This is a genomic window from Pseudomonas sp. BT-42-2 (genome assembly GCF_025847435.2).
Taxonomy (GTDB): domain Bacteria; phylum Pseudomonadota; class Gammaproteobacteria; order Pseudomonadales; family Pseudomonadaceae; genus Aquipseudomonas; species Aquipseudomonas urmiensis.
In genome coordinates this window covers 38,957-54,918 of the sequence record NZ_JAOYTM010000020.1, presented here as the reverse complement: position 1 = coordinate 54,918, position 15,962 = coordinate 38,957, and the positions used below count along the sequence as shown (strand labels likewise).

General features: G+C 62.2%; 13 protein-coding genes and 1 pseudogene. 7 read left to right on the top strand and 7 right to left on the bottom strand.

Translation table 11 applies throughout. From position 1 onward, the window contains the following. Positions 1–102: 102 nt before the first annotated feature. Genes OIU19_RS22430 through OIU19_RS22415 form a run of 4 tightly spaced genes read right to left on the bottom strand, consistent with a single transcriptional unit; the run spans position 103 to position 3,231 of the window. Positions 103–846: a penicillin-binding protein activator LpoB gene (locus tag OIU19_RS22430; protein WP_264236845.1), complete on the bottom strand. Its 744-nt coding sequence runs from the start codon at positions 844–846 to the stop codon at positions 103–105. Positions 847–849: 3 nt separating this feature from the next. After that, entirely contained in the window at positions 850–1,437 is a 588-nt protein-coding gene (lpoB, locus tag OIU19_RS22425) for a penicillin-binding protein activator LpoB (RefSeq protein ID WP_186555819.1), read from the bottom strand. Between the two features lie 21 nt (positions 1,438–1,458). Continuing rightward, positions 1,459–1,824, bottom strand: coding sequence for a YcfL family protein (locus OIU19_RS22420; protein ID WP_264236843.1), 366 nt, complete (start codon positions 1,822–1,824; stop codon positions 1,459–1,461). A 15-nt stretch (positions 1,825–1,839) separates the two neighbouring features. Further along, positions 1,840–3,231 carry a COG3014 family protein gene (locus OIU19_RS22415; protein WP_264236842.1) on the bottom strand — a complete coding sequence of 464 codons (1,392 nt, stop codon included), beginning with the start codon at positions 3,229–3,231 and terminating at the stop codon, positions 1,840–1,842. Between the two features lie 229 nt (positions 3,232–3,460). Between OIU19_RS22415 and OIU19_RS22410 the strand changes: the two genes are divergently transcribed. Next, positions 3,461–5,389, top strand: coding sequence for a cytochrome c/FTR1 family iron permease (locus OIU19_RS22410; protein ID WP_264236841.1), 1,929 nt, complete (start codon positions 3,461–3,463; stop codon positions 5,387–5,389). 134 nt (positions 5,390–5,523) lie between these two features. After that, positions 5,524–5,976, top strand: coding sequence for a YaiI/YqxD family protein (locus OIU19_RS22405; RefSeq protein WP_264236839.1), 453 nt, complete (start codon positions 5,524–5,526; stop codon positions 5,974–5,976). A 108-nt stretch (positions 5,977–6,084) separates the two neighbouring features. On the opposite strand, the gene elbB is transcribed toward OIU19_RS22405, so the two are convergent. Then, positions 6,085–6,753 carry an isoprenoid biosynthesis glyoxalase ElbB gene (gene elbB, locus OIU19_RS22400; RefSeq protein ID WP_264236838.1) on the bottom strand — a complete coding sequence of 223 codons (669 nt, stop codon included), beginning with the start codon at positions 6,751–6,753 and terminating at the stop codon, positions 6,085–6,087. A 113-nt stretch (positions 6,754–6,866) separates the two neighbouring features. On the opposite strand from elbB, the pseudogene OIU19_RS22395 reads away from it, so the two are divergent. Next, positions 6,867–7,493, top strand: a pseudogene (locus tag OIU19_RS22395) (sterol desaturase family protein); the annotation flags it as partial. A gap of 501 nt (positions 7,494–7,994) precedes the next feature. Here the strand turns inward: OIU19_RS22395 and OIU19_RS22390 are convergent. Further along, a complete protein-coding gene (locus OIU19_RS22390; RefSeq protein WP_186555825.1) occupies positions 7,995–8,639 on the bottom strand; it encodes a DedA family protein in 645 nt (214 codons plus the stop codon). A gap of 207 nt (positions 8,640–8,846) precedes the next feature. On the opposite strand from OIU19_RS22390, the gene hemB reads away from it, so the two are divergent. After that, positions 8,847–9,857, top strand: coding sequence for a porphobilinogen synthase (hemB, locus tag OIU19_RS22385; RefSeq protein WP_186555826.1), 1,011 nt, complete (start codon positions 8,847–8,849; stop codon positions 9,855–9,857). A gap of 19 nt (positions 9,858–9,876) precedes the next feature. Continuing rightward, the gene (gene ppk1, locus OIU19_RS22380) at positions 9,877–12,132 is read left to right on the top strand and encodes a polyphosphate kinase 1 (protein ID WP_264236836.1); all 2,256 of its coding nucleotides are present in this window, start codon (positions 9,877–9,879) and stop codon (positions 12,130–12,132) included. Here the strand turns inward: ppk1 and ppx are convergent. Then, positions 12,119–13,621, bottom strand: coding sequence for an exopolyphosphatase (gene ppx, locus OIU19_RS22375; protein WP_264236835.1), 1,503 nt, complete (start codon positions 13,619–13,621; stop codon positions 12,119–12,121). The two genes, ppk1 and ppx, sit on opposite strands and share 14 nt — an antisense overlap. A 243-nt stretch (positions 13,622–13,864) precedes the next feature. Here ppx and trxA point away from each other — a divergent pair, with 243 nt between their 5' ends. Then, the gene (gene trxA / locus OIU19_RS22370) at positions 13,865–14,194 is read left to right on the top strand and encodes a thioredoxin TrxA (protein ID WP_186555829.1); all 330 of its coding nucleotides are present in this window, start codon (positions 13,865–13,867) and stop codon (positions 14,192–14,194) included. A 415-nt stretch (positions 14,195–14,609) separates the two neighbouring features. After that, positions 14,610–15,869, top strand: coding sequence for a transcription termination factor Rho (gene rho / locus OIU19_RS22365; RefSeq protein WP_119146917.1), 1,260 nt, complete (start codon positions 14,610–14,612; stop codon positions 15,867–15,869). Positions 15,870–15,962 lie beyond the last annotated feature (93 nt).

Sequence of the window (15,962 nt, the reverse complement as noted above, 5' to 3'; positions counted from 1 at the left end):
CCCTTCGCGGGCAAGCCCGCTCCTACAGGGACATGCGGTACCTGGGGGGGCGGGGCGCCGAATCGCTGCGAAGGGCCGCACAGCGGCCCCGGCAATCTCAAGTCAGCGCAAAATCCGCGCCGGCTCATCCGCCGGCAAATGGCTTTGACCCACCGGCCGCTCCGGCTGCCCAGGTACTTCACTCCCTAGCTGCTCAGCCAGCTGTTGCGCCACGTCCATCCCCAGCGCCTTGGACACCTCACGCACCACCCGTGGGCGGTTGAGGGTCACGCGCGCATCCTGGCTTTTCACCAGCTTGGTGTCCTGCCCCTCACCCATGGCGGTGAACGCCGACGTGATCTCATAGGTGCTGGTGTTGATCAGGCTGAAATCAGCCACCACGCTCAAACCAAGCACCGCCGAGTAGCTGTCGGTATGGTCCAGCGAATTGACGTCACGCTGGAAGTCGATATCCGACAAGGTGCCGAACAGCACATAGTCGGCGCCGGGAAACGCGCCGTTCTTGATGCGCTCGATCACGTCGTACACGTCTTCGCTGGACGAGGCCGTGTAGGGCTTGCCCTGGACCAGCTGGAGCATCCCGCCCTTGAGAATCTCGCCCTTGATGTCGCCACCAAAGCTACGCAGCTCGCTCTGCTCGATGTAGCTCTTGTTGCTTTGGTACTCGCTGTAGCTCGACGAGTGACTGGCGTTATACGGGCTCGACTGGCCGCTGCTGTGGGCGTTGACGCTGTGGGTGTACTCCTCCACCTGCGCCTGGTAGGCGAGGTCGGTGACCGCGACCTTGGGGGCCGCTTGCGCGCAAAACGCGCAAGCCAGGCCGATGACTGCCATCCATGTACGCATCGCTTAGCGCTCCGTGGTCTTGCGGATTTCTTTTTCGTCCATCCATTCAGCCAGGCCGCTTTCGACGTCGACCAGTTGCAGGCTGAACTTGTAGAACACGTCCTTGTAGTCGCTGCTGCGCTTGACGATCGAGCTGATCGAGCCTTCCAGGCGGTACTTGGCGGCGATCATGTTGCCGGTCTTGGCCACGGTGTTTTTCTTGTACAGGCCGCTCTGGTTTTGCAGCTTGAGCTGATCGACCTGGCTTTGCATGTCGGTGTTGTCGCTGGCGAAGCGCGCCACGCCGGTTTTCAGCAGCTGGGTCTTGATCGTGGTGGTGATCTCGCGGGTATCGATGTACTCGCTGGTCTTATTCTTCACGTCATATACCTGCACCACCGGGCGGCCATGCAGCACACCGGACTGGGCCAGCGAACGGGTCATGCTCTCGGCGATCATCTGCAAGTCGGTGGAGCCGAATTCATTGGTGATCAGTTCCACGGCCTTGCTGTCGCCGTAGCTGATGTTCTTGCCACCGAGGACGGGCGATGGGGTACTGCAGCCGCTGACCAGGGCGATGGCGAGGGCGGCGAAGGTAATACGTGCAAACATCAAAATTGCTCCTGGGAAAAATTACCGGGTGTGGACTTCGAGGCGAAAGTCCGTCGCCTGGGGAAGCGGGGCGATGGCTGGCAGTACGCTGGCCTGCTTGCCATACAGGGTGAGGGTCTTCCAACTTTCCGCGTCGGCCACCGGGAAGCCGTCGTCGCCCAGCCAGGCGAAGCGGTAGTACAGGGTCTGGTTGCTGCGGCTGGTGTTGCTGACGCCGACCTTGACGGTGAGGAAGCCGTTTTCGCGGGCGACGCGCATCGGGCCGAGGTCGAAATCATCGAGCTGGCCCATGGTCACCACCTTGCTGGCGGCGCTGTCGGGGTCGGGAGTCGATGTGCAGCCGGCGAGCAGCGCGGCGGCGAGCAGGGCGATACAGGTAAAGCGCATGTTCGATCCTTGAGGTTACTTGAGGCTGGCGAGCGCCTGCGGCTGGGCCAGGGGGACAACGTGTGCGGCGGGGCCGCTGGCAAACACCTGGCGGCCAAGCACGCGCAGGCTGACCACCTGGTAGGGGCGGTCGATCTTGACCATGACCTGGCTGGCGCCGAGGCCCGCTGGCAGGTTCAAGCGATGCTCGCCCGGCGCCAGGCGAACCCGCGCCACTTGGGTTTCATTGGGCAGGGTGCGCCAGGTGCGAGTGTCGGCGCTCTCGGTCACCGCCGAGAGGATGCCCACGATCAGGCCGGCCAGGGGGTTGGTTTCGTTCAATTCCTTTTGCGCGACCACCCGGCTGGCGGCGCGCACGCTGGTGCGCAGGATGATCCCCGGCATGTCGTCGCGCAAGGCCCGGCGCGACATCGCGCTGGTGCTGTTGAGGGCGGTCAGTGGCACGGCCTGGTCGTTGAGGGTGATTTGGCTGAAGTAGGTGGTAGAGGTGTCCTCCTTGACCACTGGGAACGACAGCGGAGTGATCACCAGGTTGTCCTTGATCACCAGCGGCAGCGGGATGTTGATCGAGCCACGCGCGGGAGCCAGACCGCTTTGCACCACGATCAGCACATCGCTTTCAGCGCTGCTGGCGCCGTTCTTGTCCAGGTCGAGCAGGGCTTGCTCCAGCAAGGGCGTGTTCGGCCGCAGCTCGGCAGCCTTGCGGTAACCCGGTGCTGCCAGGCCTTTCTCGCCGAGGGCTTCGTAGACGAATCCGGCCAGATAGTGGCTGAAGGCGCTCTGGTAGCTGTTTTTCAGACTGACCACTTCGGGCGCGTCGAGGCTGGCCACCGGGTAGCCGTGCAGGTCCTTGAGCTCGGTCTTCACCCCTTGTTGTTCGGCCTGCTCCTCGCGCTTGAGGTATTGCCGGTCACGTAGCTCAGCGATCACCGCTTCGCGTTCGTGGGTCTTCTTGATCTCGGTGCGGGCGCCATCGAAATCGTTCATGGCCAGCAGGTTGAGGGCCATTTGCGTGGTCAGCATGACCTTCTCGTAGTCATAGCCTTCGTAGCGGCGAACCTTGTCGTTGACCAGGAAGCTGCCGAATTGGCTCAGGTACTTCTCGGTGTCGAGCTTGACCGACTCCTCCCAGCCCAGCACCACGCCATCGGCGGCGCGCCAGGCTTGTTGGCTACCTTGCAGGTCGCCCTTGGAGCGCAGCAGCTCACCTTTTTCGAAGTAGTAGAGCAGGTCTTTGCTTTCGCCTTTGTTGTTGCTTTCCAGCAGCTCCAAGGCGGCGTCGACGTTGCCAGCAGTCAATTGCTGGTTGGTTTCCTGAAGCTCGCTGTCGTAGCTGCGAAACACGGCGCAGCCGGTCAATTGCAAGGCGGCAAGAATTACCACAACGGTTAGGGCGCGGGTGACCATCGGTGTTCTGATTCCCTGAGTAGATGGACGGCGACGGACACTAGTGGCCGAATGATTGTTAATGGCTACTAGTGGCGGCGCGGCATTATACGTGCAGGGTGGCGATACAGTGGCTAAATGATTCTCAATTTTTTATAGGCCTTCGAGGCCGCAACGTCGCCGCAACTGTTACAAGATTTTTCATGAAATCCGCCAGCAAACCTTGAGCAGTGGCAATTGGAAGTGAACAATGTTCTCTTTCGTATTAACGAGACTGGTCATGACTTTCCGCCCCCGTTTGTTTGCCTGGCTGCTGTGGCCGGTGCTGGCGCTGTGCAGCACCCTGGCGTTGGCCGAATCGCCCGCCGAGGCAACCAAGGCCTTGCACCTGCTCGACTACATCGGCGCCGACTACCCACCGACCGTGCATGACGGCAAGGTGCTGGACGACGGTGAATACCGCGAGCAACAGGAGTTCAGCACACTGCTGGCGGACCTGGTCATAGGCCTGCCCGCGCATGCCGAGCGCGATGCGCTGGAGCAAGGCGTGCAGACGCTGCGCCAGGCCATCGACCAGCGCCAGGACGGTGCCAGCGTGGCTCGCCAGGCGCGTCAGCTAGGTGCTCGCCTGGCAGTGGCCTATGAGGTCAGCCAGGCCCCGGTCATCACCCCAGACCCTACTCGTGGTGCTGCGCTGTATGCGCAGAACTGCTCGATCTGCCATGGCGACAGCGGAGCGGGCGATGGCCCGGCCGGCGTGGGCCTGGAGCCGCCGCCGGCCAACCTGCGCAGTGCCGAGCGCTTGGATCAGCTGAGCTTGTTCGATCTCTACAACACCCTGGGCCTTGGCATCGAAGGCACCGAGATGCCGTCGTTTGCCGATCAGCTCGATGAGCGCCAGCGTTGGGATGTGGCTGCCTATGTCGCCAGCTTCACCGCCGAGCCGCAGGCGGCCAAGGGCGACCAGACCTGGAACCTCGCCGACCTTGCGCGCCAGACCCCCGCCGAGGTCGCCGCCAGTGAAGGCGCTGCAGCACTGCCGGCGTTTCGCGCCCAGCGCGCCCAGCCGCCGCAGGTCAAACGCGGCCCGGCGCAATTGCTCGAGTACACCGCCAGCACGTTGGACAAGAGCCTGGCGGCCTACCGCGAAGGCGATCACGACCAGGCCTACGACCTGTCGGTGGCCGCTTACCTGGAAGGTTTCGAGCTGGTCGAAAGCTCCCTGGACAACATCGATACCCAAGTACGCAAGGACACCGAAAAGGCCCTGATGGCCTATCGGCAGTCGCTGCAGGATGGCTTGCCCGTCGAGCAAGCCCAGCAACGCTTGGCCGAGGCCAAAACCCAGTTGGACGAGGCCGCCAAGCTGCTTGGCGGCGATGGCCTGAGCTGGTCGCTGAGCTATATCTCCGGTCTGCTGATCCTGCTGCGTGAAGGCCTCGAGGCGATTCTGGTACTGGCGGCGATCCTGGCCTTCTTGCGCAATACCGGCCAGCAATCGGCAGTGCGCAGCGTCAACGTCGGCTGGGGTCTGGCGCTGGTCGCAGGCTTTGCCACCTGGGCCTTGGCGGCTTATGTGATCGATGTCGGTGGTGCCCAGCGCGAGCTGCTCGAAGGCTGCACAGCGCTGTTCGCCAGCGTCATGGTGTTGTGGCTGGGCGTGTGGATGCACGACCGTCGCCACGCCGCGGCCTGGCAGGACTACATCAAGAGCAGCCTGCTCAGCGGTGGCGGGCGCTTTGGCTTTGCCATGCTGGCGTTCTTCTCGGTGTACCGCGAGCTGTTCGAAGTGATCTTGTTCTACGAAACCCTGTGGCTGCAGTCGGGGCCCGCTGGGCATAACGCGGTGTTGGCTGGTGGCGCCACGGCGCTGGTGCTGCTGGTGGGATTGGCCTGGGTGATCCTGCGTGGGTCGGCCAAGCTGCCGCTGGCGCTGTTCTTCAGCATCAATGCGGCGCTGCTGTGTGCGCTGTCGGTGGTGTTTGCCGGGCATGGCGTCAAGGCGCTGCAAGAGGCTGGGGTGCTGGGCACGCGGCCGGTAGCGTTCTTCGAGTTCGATTGGCTGGGGATTCATGCCGATGCGTATTCGCTGGCGGCGCAGGTGGTGGCGTTGACGGCGATCGTGATTCTGTATGGGCGCTCGCGTCTAACGGAAAAGCGCCGTGCTGCAGCCAGCTGAGGGCTGCTGAGTCTGCGCCGGCCTCATCGCGGGCAAGCCCGCTCCTACAGGGGGCTCACTGGGCCTGTAGGAGCGCGCTGGTCCCGCGGATCTGGCACTATGAATGCCTTGTCTGAAGCAATGGAACACCCGCAATGCGTATATGGATCGATGCCGACGCCTGCCCCAAGCAGGCCAAAGACCTGATCGTCAAATTCGCCCTCAAGCGTAAGCTGGAGGTGGTGATGGTCGCCGGCCAGGCGCAGATCAAGCCGGCGTTCGCCTGTGTCCGGTTGATCGTGGTCCCCAGCGGGCCGGATGCAGCCGACGATTACCTGGTCGAAAACGCCGTGCCGGGCGAGTTGGTGATTTGCAGTGATATTCCCCTGGCCGACCGCCTGATCAAGAAAGGCGTGGCCGCGCTCGACCCGCGTGGCCGCGAGTTCGATGAGCGCAACATGGGCGACCGGTTGGCTGTGCGCAACCTGTTTACCGAGCTGCGCGAGCAGGGCCAGGTCAGCGGTGGCCAGGCGCCGTATGGCGAGCGCGAGAAGCAGGAATTCGCCAATTCCCTCGACCGCATCCTGACCCGTTTGTCCAAAGCCTAGTCAACAGCATCATGCAGCGCGTTGCGCGGCAATGTCGGTGTATGCGGGCTTGCGTGGGAGCGGGCTTGCCCCGCGATAGCCTCCTCGCCCCCACGCGCATTCGGCTGCTTAATTGTCACCTTCGTGAGTCAGCTCCAGCACCCGGTCCACCAGCTTGTAGATGCCACCCGCCGCTTCACTGATCGACTTGGCCAGCATATAGGCCGGCGTAGTCACCAGCTTGCGCTGGGTATCTTCGACGATGTCGTGCACGTCGCACTCTTCATGGGTGCCGCCCATCTTCACCACCGCCGCGCTGGTGTCGGCATCGTTACCAATGGTGCAGACCACGCCTGGCCCGTAGATCTTCGCCGCCAAGGCAGGCGAGATGCAGATCAGCCCGACCGGCTTGCCGGCCTCGGCAAAGGCTTCAGCCAGGGCCAGGACATCTGGCTGCACGGTGCACTTGTCACCTTCTACGGCAAAGTTGGAGAGGTTCTTCGCGGCACCAAAGCCACCCGGCACGATCAGCGCGTCGAAGTCTTTGACATCGGCTTCGCGGATATCCTTGACCTCACCACGGGCGATGCGCGCCGACTCCACCAACACGTTGCGTGTCTCGGGCATCTGTTCGCCGGTCAGGTGATCGATCACGTGCATCTGCGCGATGTTCGGCGCAAAGCACTGTACCTGGGCACCGCGCTGGTCGAGGCGCAGCAGGGTGATCACGCTTTCGTGGATCTCAGCGCCGTCATAGACGCCGCAACCGGAAAGAATCACCGCAACTTTTTTTGTCATGCTCATTACTCCAGTGTCGAGGCGCTAAATGTCCTCTAGTTTGGCAGATGTGGCCATAGGGGTTGCTGTGGGGCGGGGCTAATCTGTCTGGATAACGCCTGAGATCGCTGCCCATGGACCTGATTCTGCTGGCCGTGCCGTTTTTCTTCGTGCTGATCGCGGTGGAGCTGATCGCCGACTCTGTGCGCGGTCAGCGCAACTATCGTCTGGCCGACTCGATCAACAGCCTCAGCACCGGGGTGCTGTCGACCAGCACCGGATTGTTGACCAAGGGAGTTGGGCTGGTGACTTACGCACTGGCCTGGGAGCACTTGGCGTTGTTGCGTTTGCCTGGGCAGGCCTGGTGGGTCTGGCTGCTGGCGTTCGTGCTGTACGACTTCTGCTACTACTGGCTGCACCGCCTGGGCCACGAGCGCAATGTGCTGTGGGCTGCGCACTCGGTGCATCACCAGAGCGAGGAGTACAACCTGACCACCGCCCTGCGCCAGACCAGCAGCGGCTTTCTCTTCTCGTGGATCTTCTACCTGCCCCTGGCGTTGCTCGGCGTACCGCCGCTGGTATTCATCACCGTGGCGTCGCTGAACCTGCTGTACCAGTTCTGGGTGCACACCCGGCACATTCCCAAGTTGGGTTGGCTCGAATGGGTGTTGATCACGCCGTCCAACCATCGCGTTCACCATGCGCAGAATCCACAGTACTTGGATTGTAACTACGGCGGCGTGTTCATTCTCTGGGACCGCTTGTTCGGCACCTTCCAGGAAGAGGACCCGCGTGAGCCGGTGATCTTTGGCGTGACCACGCCGCTGGCCAGTTGGAATCCACTGTGGGCCAACCTGCAGTTCTATGCCCAGTTGTGGAACGATGCCCGGCGCACGCGCAGTGTATGGGACAAGCTGCGCATCTGGTTCATGCCCACCGGCTGGCGCCCGGCCGATGTCGCGCAGGCTTATCCACAGGCCAAGCAGGACCTGGCCAGCTTTCGCAAATTCGAGATTCCCTTGGGCCAGGCGCAGCAGGTGTATGTCGCCGCGCAGTTCGTGGTCTACGTGGCGTTAGGCAGTTACCTGATGGAGGTTGCCGAGCAGGTCAGCAGCACCGCCCTGGCGCTGGGCTGGACAGTGATGGCGTTCGGTTTGTTCGTGCTGGGCGTGGCCCTGGAGAATCGACCGTGGGGCGCGCGCCTGGAGCTGGCGCGGCTGCTTGCCAATGGGCCGGTGCTGTACCTGGCCGGCGCACTCGGTTTAGTGACCGTCACGCCCCTCGCGTGGTTTTTGCTGCTGGGCTACAGCCTGCTCAGCCTCGGCGGCCTGGTCTGCTGCCGCCGCCTTGCGCTCCGCGCGCAGGGTACGGAAACGCCGCCGCAGCCAGAGCAGCAGGCCCAGCACCAGCAGGCCGCCGAGCACCCATAGCTCGTACTTTTTCACATTGCCCAACAGGCCTTCGAGGATGGCGCCGAAGTGGTAGGCGGCCGCGCCCAGGGCCAAGGCCCACACCGCTGCGCCAATGCCGTTGAGCAGCAGGTAGCGCCTGGGCGGATAGCCCGACAGGCCGATTGCCACCGGCATCACCGTGCGCAGGCCGTAGACGAAACGAAAGCTCAGCACCCAGATATCCGGATGGCGGCGAATATGGTCCAGCGCCCGGTCGCCCATTGCTTGCCAGCGCGGCTTGCGTGCCAGGATCGCGCGGCCATGGCGGCGGCCCATGAAGTACCACAGCTGGTCTCCGGCATAGCTGCCGCAGAACGCCACCAGCACTACCAGGTTGATGTCCATGTATCCACGGAACGCAAGGAATCCCGCGAGCACCAGGATGGTCTCACCTTCAAAAAATGTGCCGAGAAAAAGGGCGAAGTAGCCGAAATCCTGCAGGAATTGTTGAAGCATTTTCTGGGGTGCTGGCGAAATGAACGCGCAGCCTACCCCTTCGCGCGCATTCATGAAAGTGTCCAAATGTGTCTCGACGTGAACAATTCCGACGAGGAGAATGCCTGCGGCCACAAGTCGCAGGGTTGCCCTTGGGTGTAACACAGGCGTCATAATGGCCGCTTATAACTGTCGCGCTGCCCGCCTGCGTGGGCTCAGGAGTCTGCCGTGAGCTTTACCCCCGCCAACCGTATGTTTCCTGCCACCCGTCTGCGTCGCAACCGCCGGGATGATTTTTCCCGTCGCCTGGTTCGCGAAAATACCCTGACCGTCGATGACCTGATCCTGCCGGTGTTTGTGCTGGATGGGGAAAATCGCCGTGAACAAGTGCCGTCCATGCCAGGCGTCGAGCGCCTGTCCATCGACCTGCTGCTGGAAGCCGCGCAAGGCTGGGTAGAGTTGGGGATTCCGGCACTGGCACTGTTCCCGGTGACGCCGGTCGAGAAAAAGTCCCTCGACGGCGCCGAAGCCTGGAACCCGGAGGGCATTGCCCAGCGCGCTACCCGCGCCCTGCGTGCGCAGTTCCCGGAACTGGGGGTGATCACCGACGTCGCCCTCGACCCGTTCACCACCCACGGCCAGGACGGTATCCTCGATGAAGAGGGCTACGTGCAGAACGACATCACTGTCGACGCACTGGTACGCCAGGCCTTGTCGCATGCCGAAGCTGGCGCCCAAGTGGTTGCCCCGTCGGACATGATGGACGGCCGCCTGGGGGCTATCCGTGAAGCCCTGGAAGTGGCTGGCCACGTCAACGTGCGCATCATGGCCTACTCGGCCAAGTACGCCAGCGCCTATTATGGCCCGTTCCGCGATGCGGTCGGCTCGGCGCTGAACTTGGGCAAGGCCAACAAGGCCTCCTACCAGATGGACCCGGCCAACAGCGACGAGGCCCTGCACGAAGTGGCCACCGACCTCGCCGAAGGCGCCGACATGGTCATGGTCAAGCCGGGCATGCCGTACCTGGACATCGTCCACCGGGTCAAAGCCGAATTCAAAGTGCCGACTTTTGCCTATCAGGTCAGCGGCGAGTACGCCATGCACATGGCGGCCATCCAGAATGGCTGGCTCAGCGAAGCGGTGATCCTCGAATCGCTCACCGCTTTCAAACGCGCTGGCGCCGATGGCATCCTCACCTATTTCGCCGTTCGCGCCGCTCAATTGTTGAGAGGGCAGTAACGCCCTCCAGGAACGTCAGATGAATAACGAAGTGCTTACCCCTGTCGAGATCAAGGATGCCCAGGCGCTGCCGCAGGAGCTGACCCAGACGCCACCGGACTTGCCCGTTGCTGCCGAGCCTGTGGCCGAGCAGGTCGCTGAGCAGTCGGTCGAAGCGCCAGCCCCGGCCCCCGCGCCGGCGCCGGCGATTCACGTGCCGAGCCTGGACGACAGCAGCCTGTACATTCATCGCGAGCTCTCCCAGCTGCAGTTCAACATCCGCGTGCTGGAGCAGGCGCTGGATGAGTCCTACCCGCTGCTGGAGCGCCTGAAGTTCCTGCTGATCTTCTCCAGCAACCTCGACGAGTTCTTCGAGATCCGCGTTGCGGGCCTGAAGAAACAGATCAATTTTGCCCGTGAACAGGCCGGCGCCGACGGCTTGCAGCCGCACCAGGCGCTGGCGCGAATCAGTGAGCTGGTGCACTTCGAGGTGGATCGCCAATACGCGATCCTCAACGACGTACTGCTGCCGGAGCTGGAAAAACACCAGATCCGCTTCATCCGTCGCCGCCACTGGACGCCGAAGCTCAAGACCTGGGTACGGCGCTTCTTCCGCGATGAGATCGCGCCGATCATCACCCCGATCGGCCTCGACCCGACCCACCCGTTCCCGCTGTTGGTGAACAAGAGCCTGAACTTCATCGTCGAGCTCGAAGGGGTCGATGCCTTCGGTCGCGACTCGGGCTTGGCGATCATCCCGGCGCCGCGCTTGCTGCCGCGGGTGATCCGCGTGCCGGAAGAGGTCGGCGGCAGCGGCGACAACTTCGTGTTCCTGTCGTCGATGATCCACGCCCACGCCGATGACCTGTTCCAGGGCATGAAGGTCAAGGGCTGCTATCAGTTCCGCCTGACCCGAAACGCCGACCTGGCGCTGGATTCGGAAGAGGTCGACGACCTGGCCCGGGCGCTGCGTGGCGAGCTGTTCTCGCGCCGCTACGGCGATGCCGTGCGCCTGGAAGTGGCCGATACCTGCCCCAAACACCTGTCGGACTACCTGCTCAAGCAGTTCAGCCTGAGCGAGAGCGAGCTGTATCAGGTCAACGGCCCGGTCAACCTCACCCGGTTGTTCAGCATTACCGGCCTGGATAGCCATCCAGAGCTGCAATACATGCCGTTCACCCCGGCGATCCCCAAGTTGCTGCAAAATGCCGAGAACATCTTCAGCGTGGTGAGCAAGCAGGACATCCTGCTGATGCACCCGTTCGAGTCGTTCACGCCGGTGGTCGACCTGCTGCGCCAGGCCGCCAAGGACCCGCACGTACTTGCCGTGCGCCAGACCTTGTACCGTAGCGGCGCCAACTCGGAAATCGTCGACGCCCTGGTGGACGCGGCGCGTAACGGCAAGGAGGTCACGGCGGTGATCGAGTTGCGGGCGCGCTTCGACGAAGAGTCCAACCTGCAGATGGCTAGCCGTCTGCAAGCCGCGGGCGCGGTGGTGATCTATGGTGTGGTCGGCTTCAAGACCCACGCCAAGATGATGCTGATCCTGCGCCGTGAGCAGGGTGAGATCGTTCGCTACGCCCACTTGGGTACCGGCAACTACCACGCCGGTAACGCCCGTCTGTACACCGACTACAGCCTGCTGACCTCGGATGACGCGCTGTGCGAAGACGTCGGCAAGTTGTTCAGCCAGCTGATCGGCATGGGCAAGACCCTGCGCATGAAGAAGCTGCTGCACGCGCCGTTCACCCTGAAGAAGGGCATGCTCGACATGATTGCCCGCGAGACCCAGTTCGCGCTCGAGGGCAAGCCTGCGCACATCATCGCCAAGTTCAACTCGTTGACCGACGCGAAGATCATTCGCGCGCTGTACAAGGCCAGCCAATCGGGCGTGCGCATCGATCTGGTAGTGCGTGGCATGTGCTGCTTGCGTCCAGGTATTCCGGGGGTTTCGCACAATATCCAGGTGCGCTCGATCATCGGCCGCTTCCTGGAGCACACGCGGGTGTTCTACTTCCTCAATGGCGGCGAAGAGCAGATCTTCCTGTCCAGTGCCGACTGGATGGAGCGCAACCTGGATAAGCGGGTCGAGACCTGCTTCCCGGTCGAAGGCAAGAAGTTGCTGCTGCGGGTGAAGAAGGAGCTGGAAAGCTACCTGACCGACAACACCCAGGCCTGGACCTTGCAGTCCGACGGTCGTTATGTGCGCAGCACGCCGACCGGCAACCAGAATCCGCGCAGTGCCCAGGCGACCCTGCTCGAGCGCCTGAGCAACCCCGTCCTCAACGTACGCTGAGGACGAAGCCGACCCGGGCCAGCCACTCCGCCTCATTGGCGAAGTCGGCCTGGGTCAGCTGGTTCTGCTCCAACCAACCCTCTGGGAAGACCACTTCAAGGCTGTTCGCACCGGCCTTGAGCACCACCTTGGGCATCTGTTGGGTGCCGCGGATGTGGTGGAACAGGATGGCAAAGCGCAGCAGTACGCACAGGCGGATCAGCTGGATGCCTTCGTCGCCGAACTCGGCGAACTTGTCCTTGGGGATGTTGCGGCGGTGGCCGCGCACCAGCAGGGCCAGCATCTGCTGGTCTTCGCGGGAGAAACCGGACAGGTCGGAGTGCTCGATCAGGTAGGCGCCGTGCTTGTGGTAGTGATAGTGGGCAATATCCAGCCCCACTTCGTGCACTTTCGCCGCCCAGCCGAGCAGGTCGCGCCAATTGCCCTCTTCCAGGTTCCAGTCCTTGGCGACCTGATCGAACGCGTGCAGCGCCTTGCGCTCGACCCTGGCCGCTTGGCCCTGATCGACGTGATAACGCTCCATCAGCGAATTGAGGGTGCGCTCGCGCACGTCTTCATGATGGTGGCGGCCGAGCAGGTCGAACAGCACGCCTTCACGCAGGGCGCCGTCGCAGTGATCCATGCGCTGCAGCTCAAGGGCATCGAAGATCGCCTCGAGAATCGCCAGGCCTGCGGGGAAGATGGTGCGCCGGTCCGGCTTGACCCCTTCGAAATCGATCTTGTCGGTGTCGCCCAGCTTGAACAGCTTGCGTTTGACCCAGGCCAGCCCTTCGGCATTGACCTCGCCATTGCCCAAACCACCGGCCTTGATCGCCGCACCGATGGCGCGGATGGTGCCCGAGGAGCCGATGGCTTCATCCCAGGTCAGGCGGTGCAAGGCGTTTTCGATGCTCATCAGCTCCAGGCGCGCGGCTGTGTAGGCCTGGGCGTAGCGCGCTGGGGTGATCTTGCCGTCGCGGAAATAGCGCTGGGTGAAGCTCACGCAGCCCATCTGCAGGCTCTCGCGCAGCAGCGGTTCGAAGCGCTGGCCGATGATGAACTCGGTGCTGCCGCCGCCGATGTCGGCGACCAGGCGCTTGCCGGGGGTGTCGGCCAGGGTGTGCGACACACCGAGGTAGATCAGGCGCGCCTCTTCACGGCCAGAGATGACCTCTACCGGGTGGCCGAGAATGGCCTCGGCGCGCTGGATGAATTCATTGCGGTTGCGCGCTTCGCGCAGGGCGTTGGTGCCGACGATGCGCACTGCGCCATCGGGCATGCCGTTGATCAGCTGGGCGAAGCGCTTGAGGCATTCGAGGCCACGCTGCATGGCTTCTTCGCTCAGGCGACGCTCTTCGTCGATGCCCGCAGCCAGCTGAACTTTTTCTCCAAGGCGCTCAAGAATGCGGATTTCCGTGTGGTGAGCCTTGGCCACGACCATATGGAAACTGTTGGAGCCAAGGTCGATGGCGGCGATCAAGGACAGGTTCTTCGCGGAGTTCTGCGGCATGATTTCGAGATTCTCGGTCGATAACCCGGCAATCGTGCCACGATCGCGGGCTGACGCCAACGCGCGGCAAGGCAAGGCTTGATGCAAAGCAAAGGGGCAACGAATCTTATGACACTGATATGACAGTTTCGATTCGTGGCGTCTTGCACAACTATAGTTACACTCAATCGAGCGTGACTTCCTGTAGGCGGCCGGTGCGGCTATGATGGGCCACGTTTTTTGCTTACGAACCTGGAGATATCCATGAGCAGCGACCTGATCAAACATGTCACCGACGCCACCTTCGAGGCTGAAGTCCTGAAGGCAGAAGGCCCGGTGCTGGTCGACTACTGGGCTGAATGGTGCGGCCCGTGCAAGATGATCGCTCCAGTCCTGGACGACATTGCTTCGACCTACCAAGGCAAACTGACCGTCGCCAAGCTGAACATCGACGACAACCAGGAAACCCCGGCCAAGCACGGCGTGCGTGGTATCCCGACGCTGATGCTGTTCAAGAACGGCAACGTCGAGGCGACCAAGGTCGGCGCGCTGTCCAAATCTCAGCTGGCTGCGTTCCTCGACGCAAACATCTGATGTGAAAAAGCCCCGCAAATGCGGTAGTGCTGTTCACTTAAACTGTGTGTCGTTTGTTTTGGGGCTGCGTTGCAGCCCTTCGCGGGCAAGCCCGCTCCCACAGGTTTAGCGCCGTTCTCACGTTAAGCGCTATTCCTGTGGGAGCGGGCTTGCCCGCGAAGGGCCGCAAAGCGGCCCCTAAATCTTAGTGAACAGCATTACGAAAATGCGGGGCTTTTCTTTTTTCGAGCACTAGACGCCGAAAAAAGCAAGTGTTACATTCGGCCTCGCACTGCTTCTTCAGTGCCCTCTGCACGCCGTCGCCGACGCATCCCTAATTCGAATCAGTACGCGATCCTGTCGCCAATCTTGCGGCGCGGCTTCATTAAGCCAGAAGCTTAATCCTCCCTTCTTACATGATTACGTCACTCCCCTTATGAACCTGACTGAACTCAAGCAAAAGCCGATTACCGATCTGCTGGAAATGGCCGAACAGATGGGCATCGAAAACATGGCCCGTTCGCGCAAGCAGGACGTGATTTTCGCCCTGTTGAAGAAACACGCGAAAAGCGGCGAAGAGATCTCGGGTGACGGCGTGCTGGAGATTCTCCAGGATGGCTTCGGTTTCCTGCGTTCGGCTGATGCGTCCTACTTGGCCGGCCCAGACGACATCTACGTCTCGCCTAGCCAGATCCGCCGTTTCAACCTGCGTACCGGCGACACCATCGTCGGCAAGATCCGCCCGCCGAAGGAAGGGGAGCGTTACTTCGCGCTGCTCAAGGTCGACACGATCAACTTCGACCGTCCGGAAAACGCCAAGAACAAGATCCTGTTCGAGAACTTGACGCCGCTGTTCCCCAACAAGCGCCTGAAGATGGAAGCCGGTAACGGTTCCACCGAAGACTTGACCGGCCGCGTCATCGATCTCTGCGCGCCGATCGGCAAAGGCCAGCGCGGCCTGATCGTCGCCCCGCCAAAAGCGGGCAAGACCATCATGCTGCAGAACATCGCGGCCAACATCACCCGTAACAACCCCGAGTGCCACCTGATCGTCCTGTTGATCGACGAGCGCCCGGAAGAAGTGACCGAAATGCAGCGCACCGTGCGCGGCGAAGTGGTCGCTTCCACCTTCGACGAGCCGCCGACCCGCCACGTGCAGGTTGCCGAGATGGTCATCGAGAAGGCCAAGCGCCTGGTCGAGCACAAGAAAGACGTGGTCATCCTGCTCGACTCGATCACCCGTCTGGCGCGTGCCTACAACACCGTGATCCCAAGCTCCGGCAAGGTCCTCACCGGTGGTGTCGATGCTCACGCCCTGGAGAAGCCAAAACGCTTCTTCGGTGCTGCACGTAACATCGAGGAAGGCGGTTCGCTGACCATTATCGCCACCGCGCTGGTTGAAACCGGCTCGAAGATGGACGAAGTGATCTACGAAGAGTTCAAAGGTACCGGCAACATGGAGCTGCCGCTGGATCGCCGCATCGCCGAGAAGCGCGTGTTCCCAGCCATCAACATCAACAAGTCGGGCACCCGTCGTGAAGAGCTGCTGACCGCTGACGACGAGCTGCAGCGCATGTGGATTCTGCGCAAGCTGCTGCACCCGATGGATGAGATCGCCGCCATCGAGTTCTTGACTGACAAGCTCAAGCAGACCAAGACCAACGATGAGTTCTTCCTGTCGATGAAGCGCAAGTAAGCGATTCGTTCCACAGGCTGATGATTTGGGGCTGCTGCGCAGTCCTTCGCGGATAAGCCCGCGAAGGGTCGCGCAGCGGCCCCAAGTCATTTT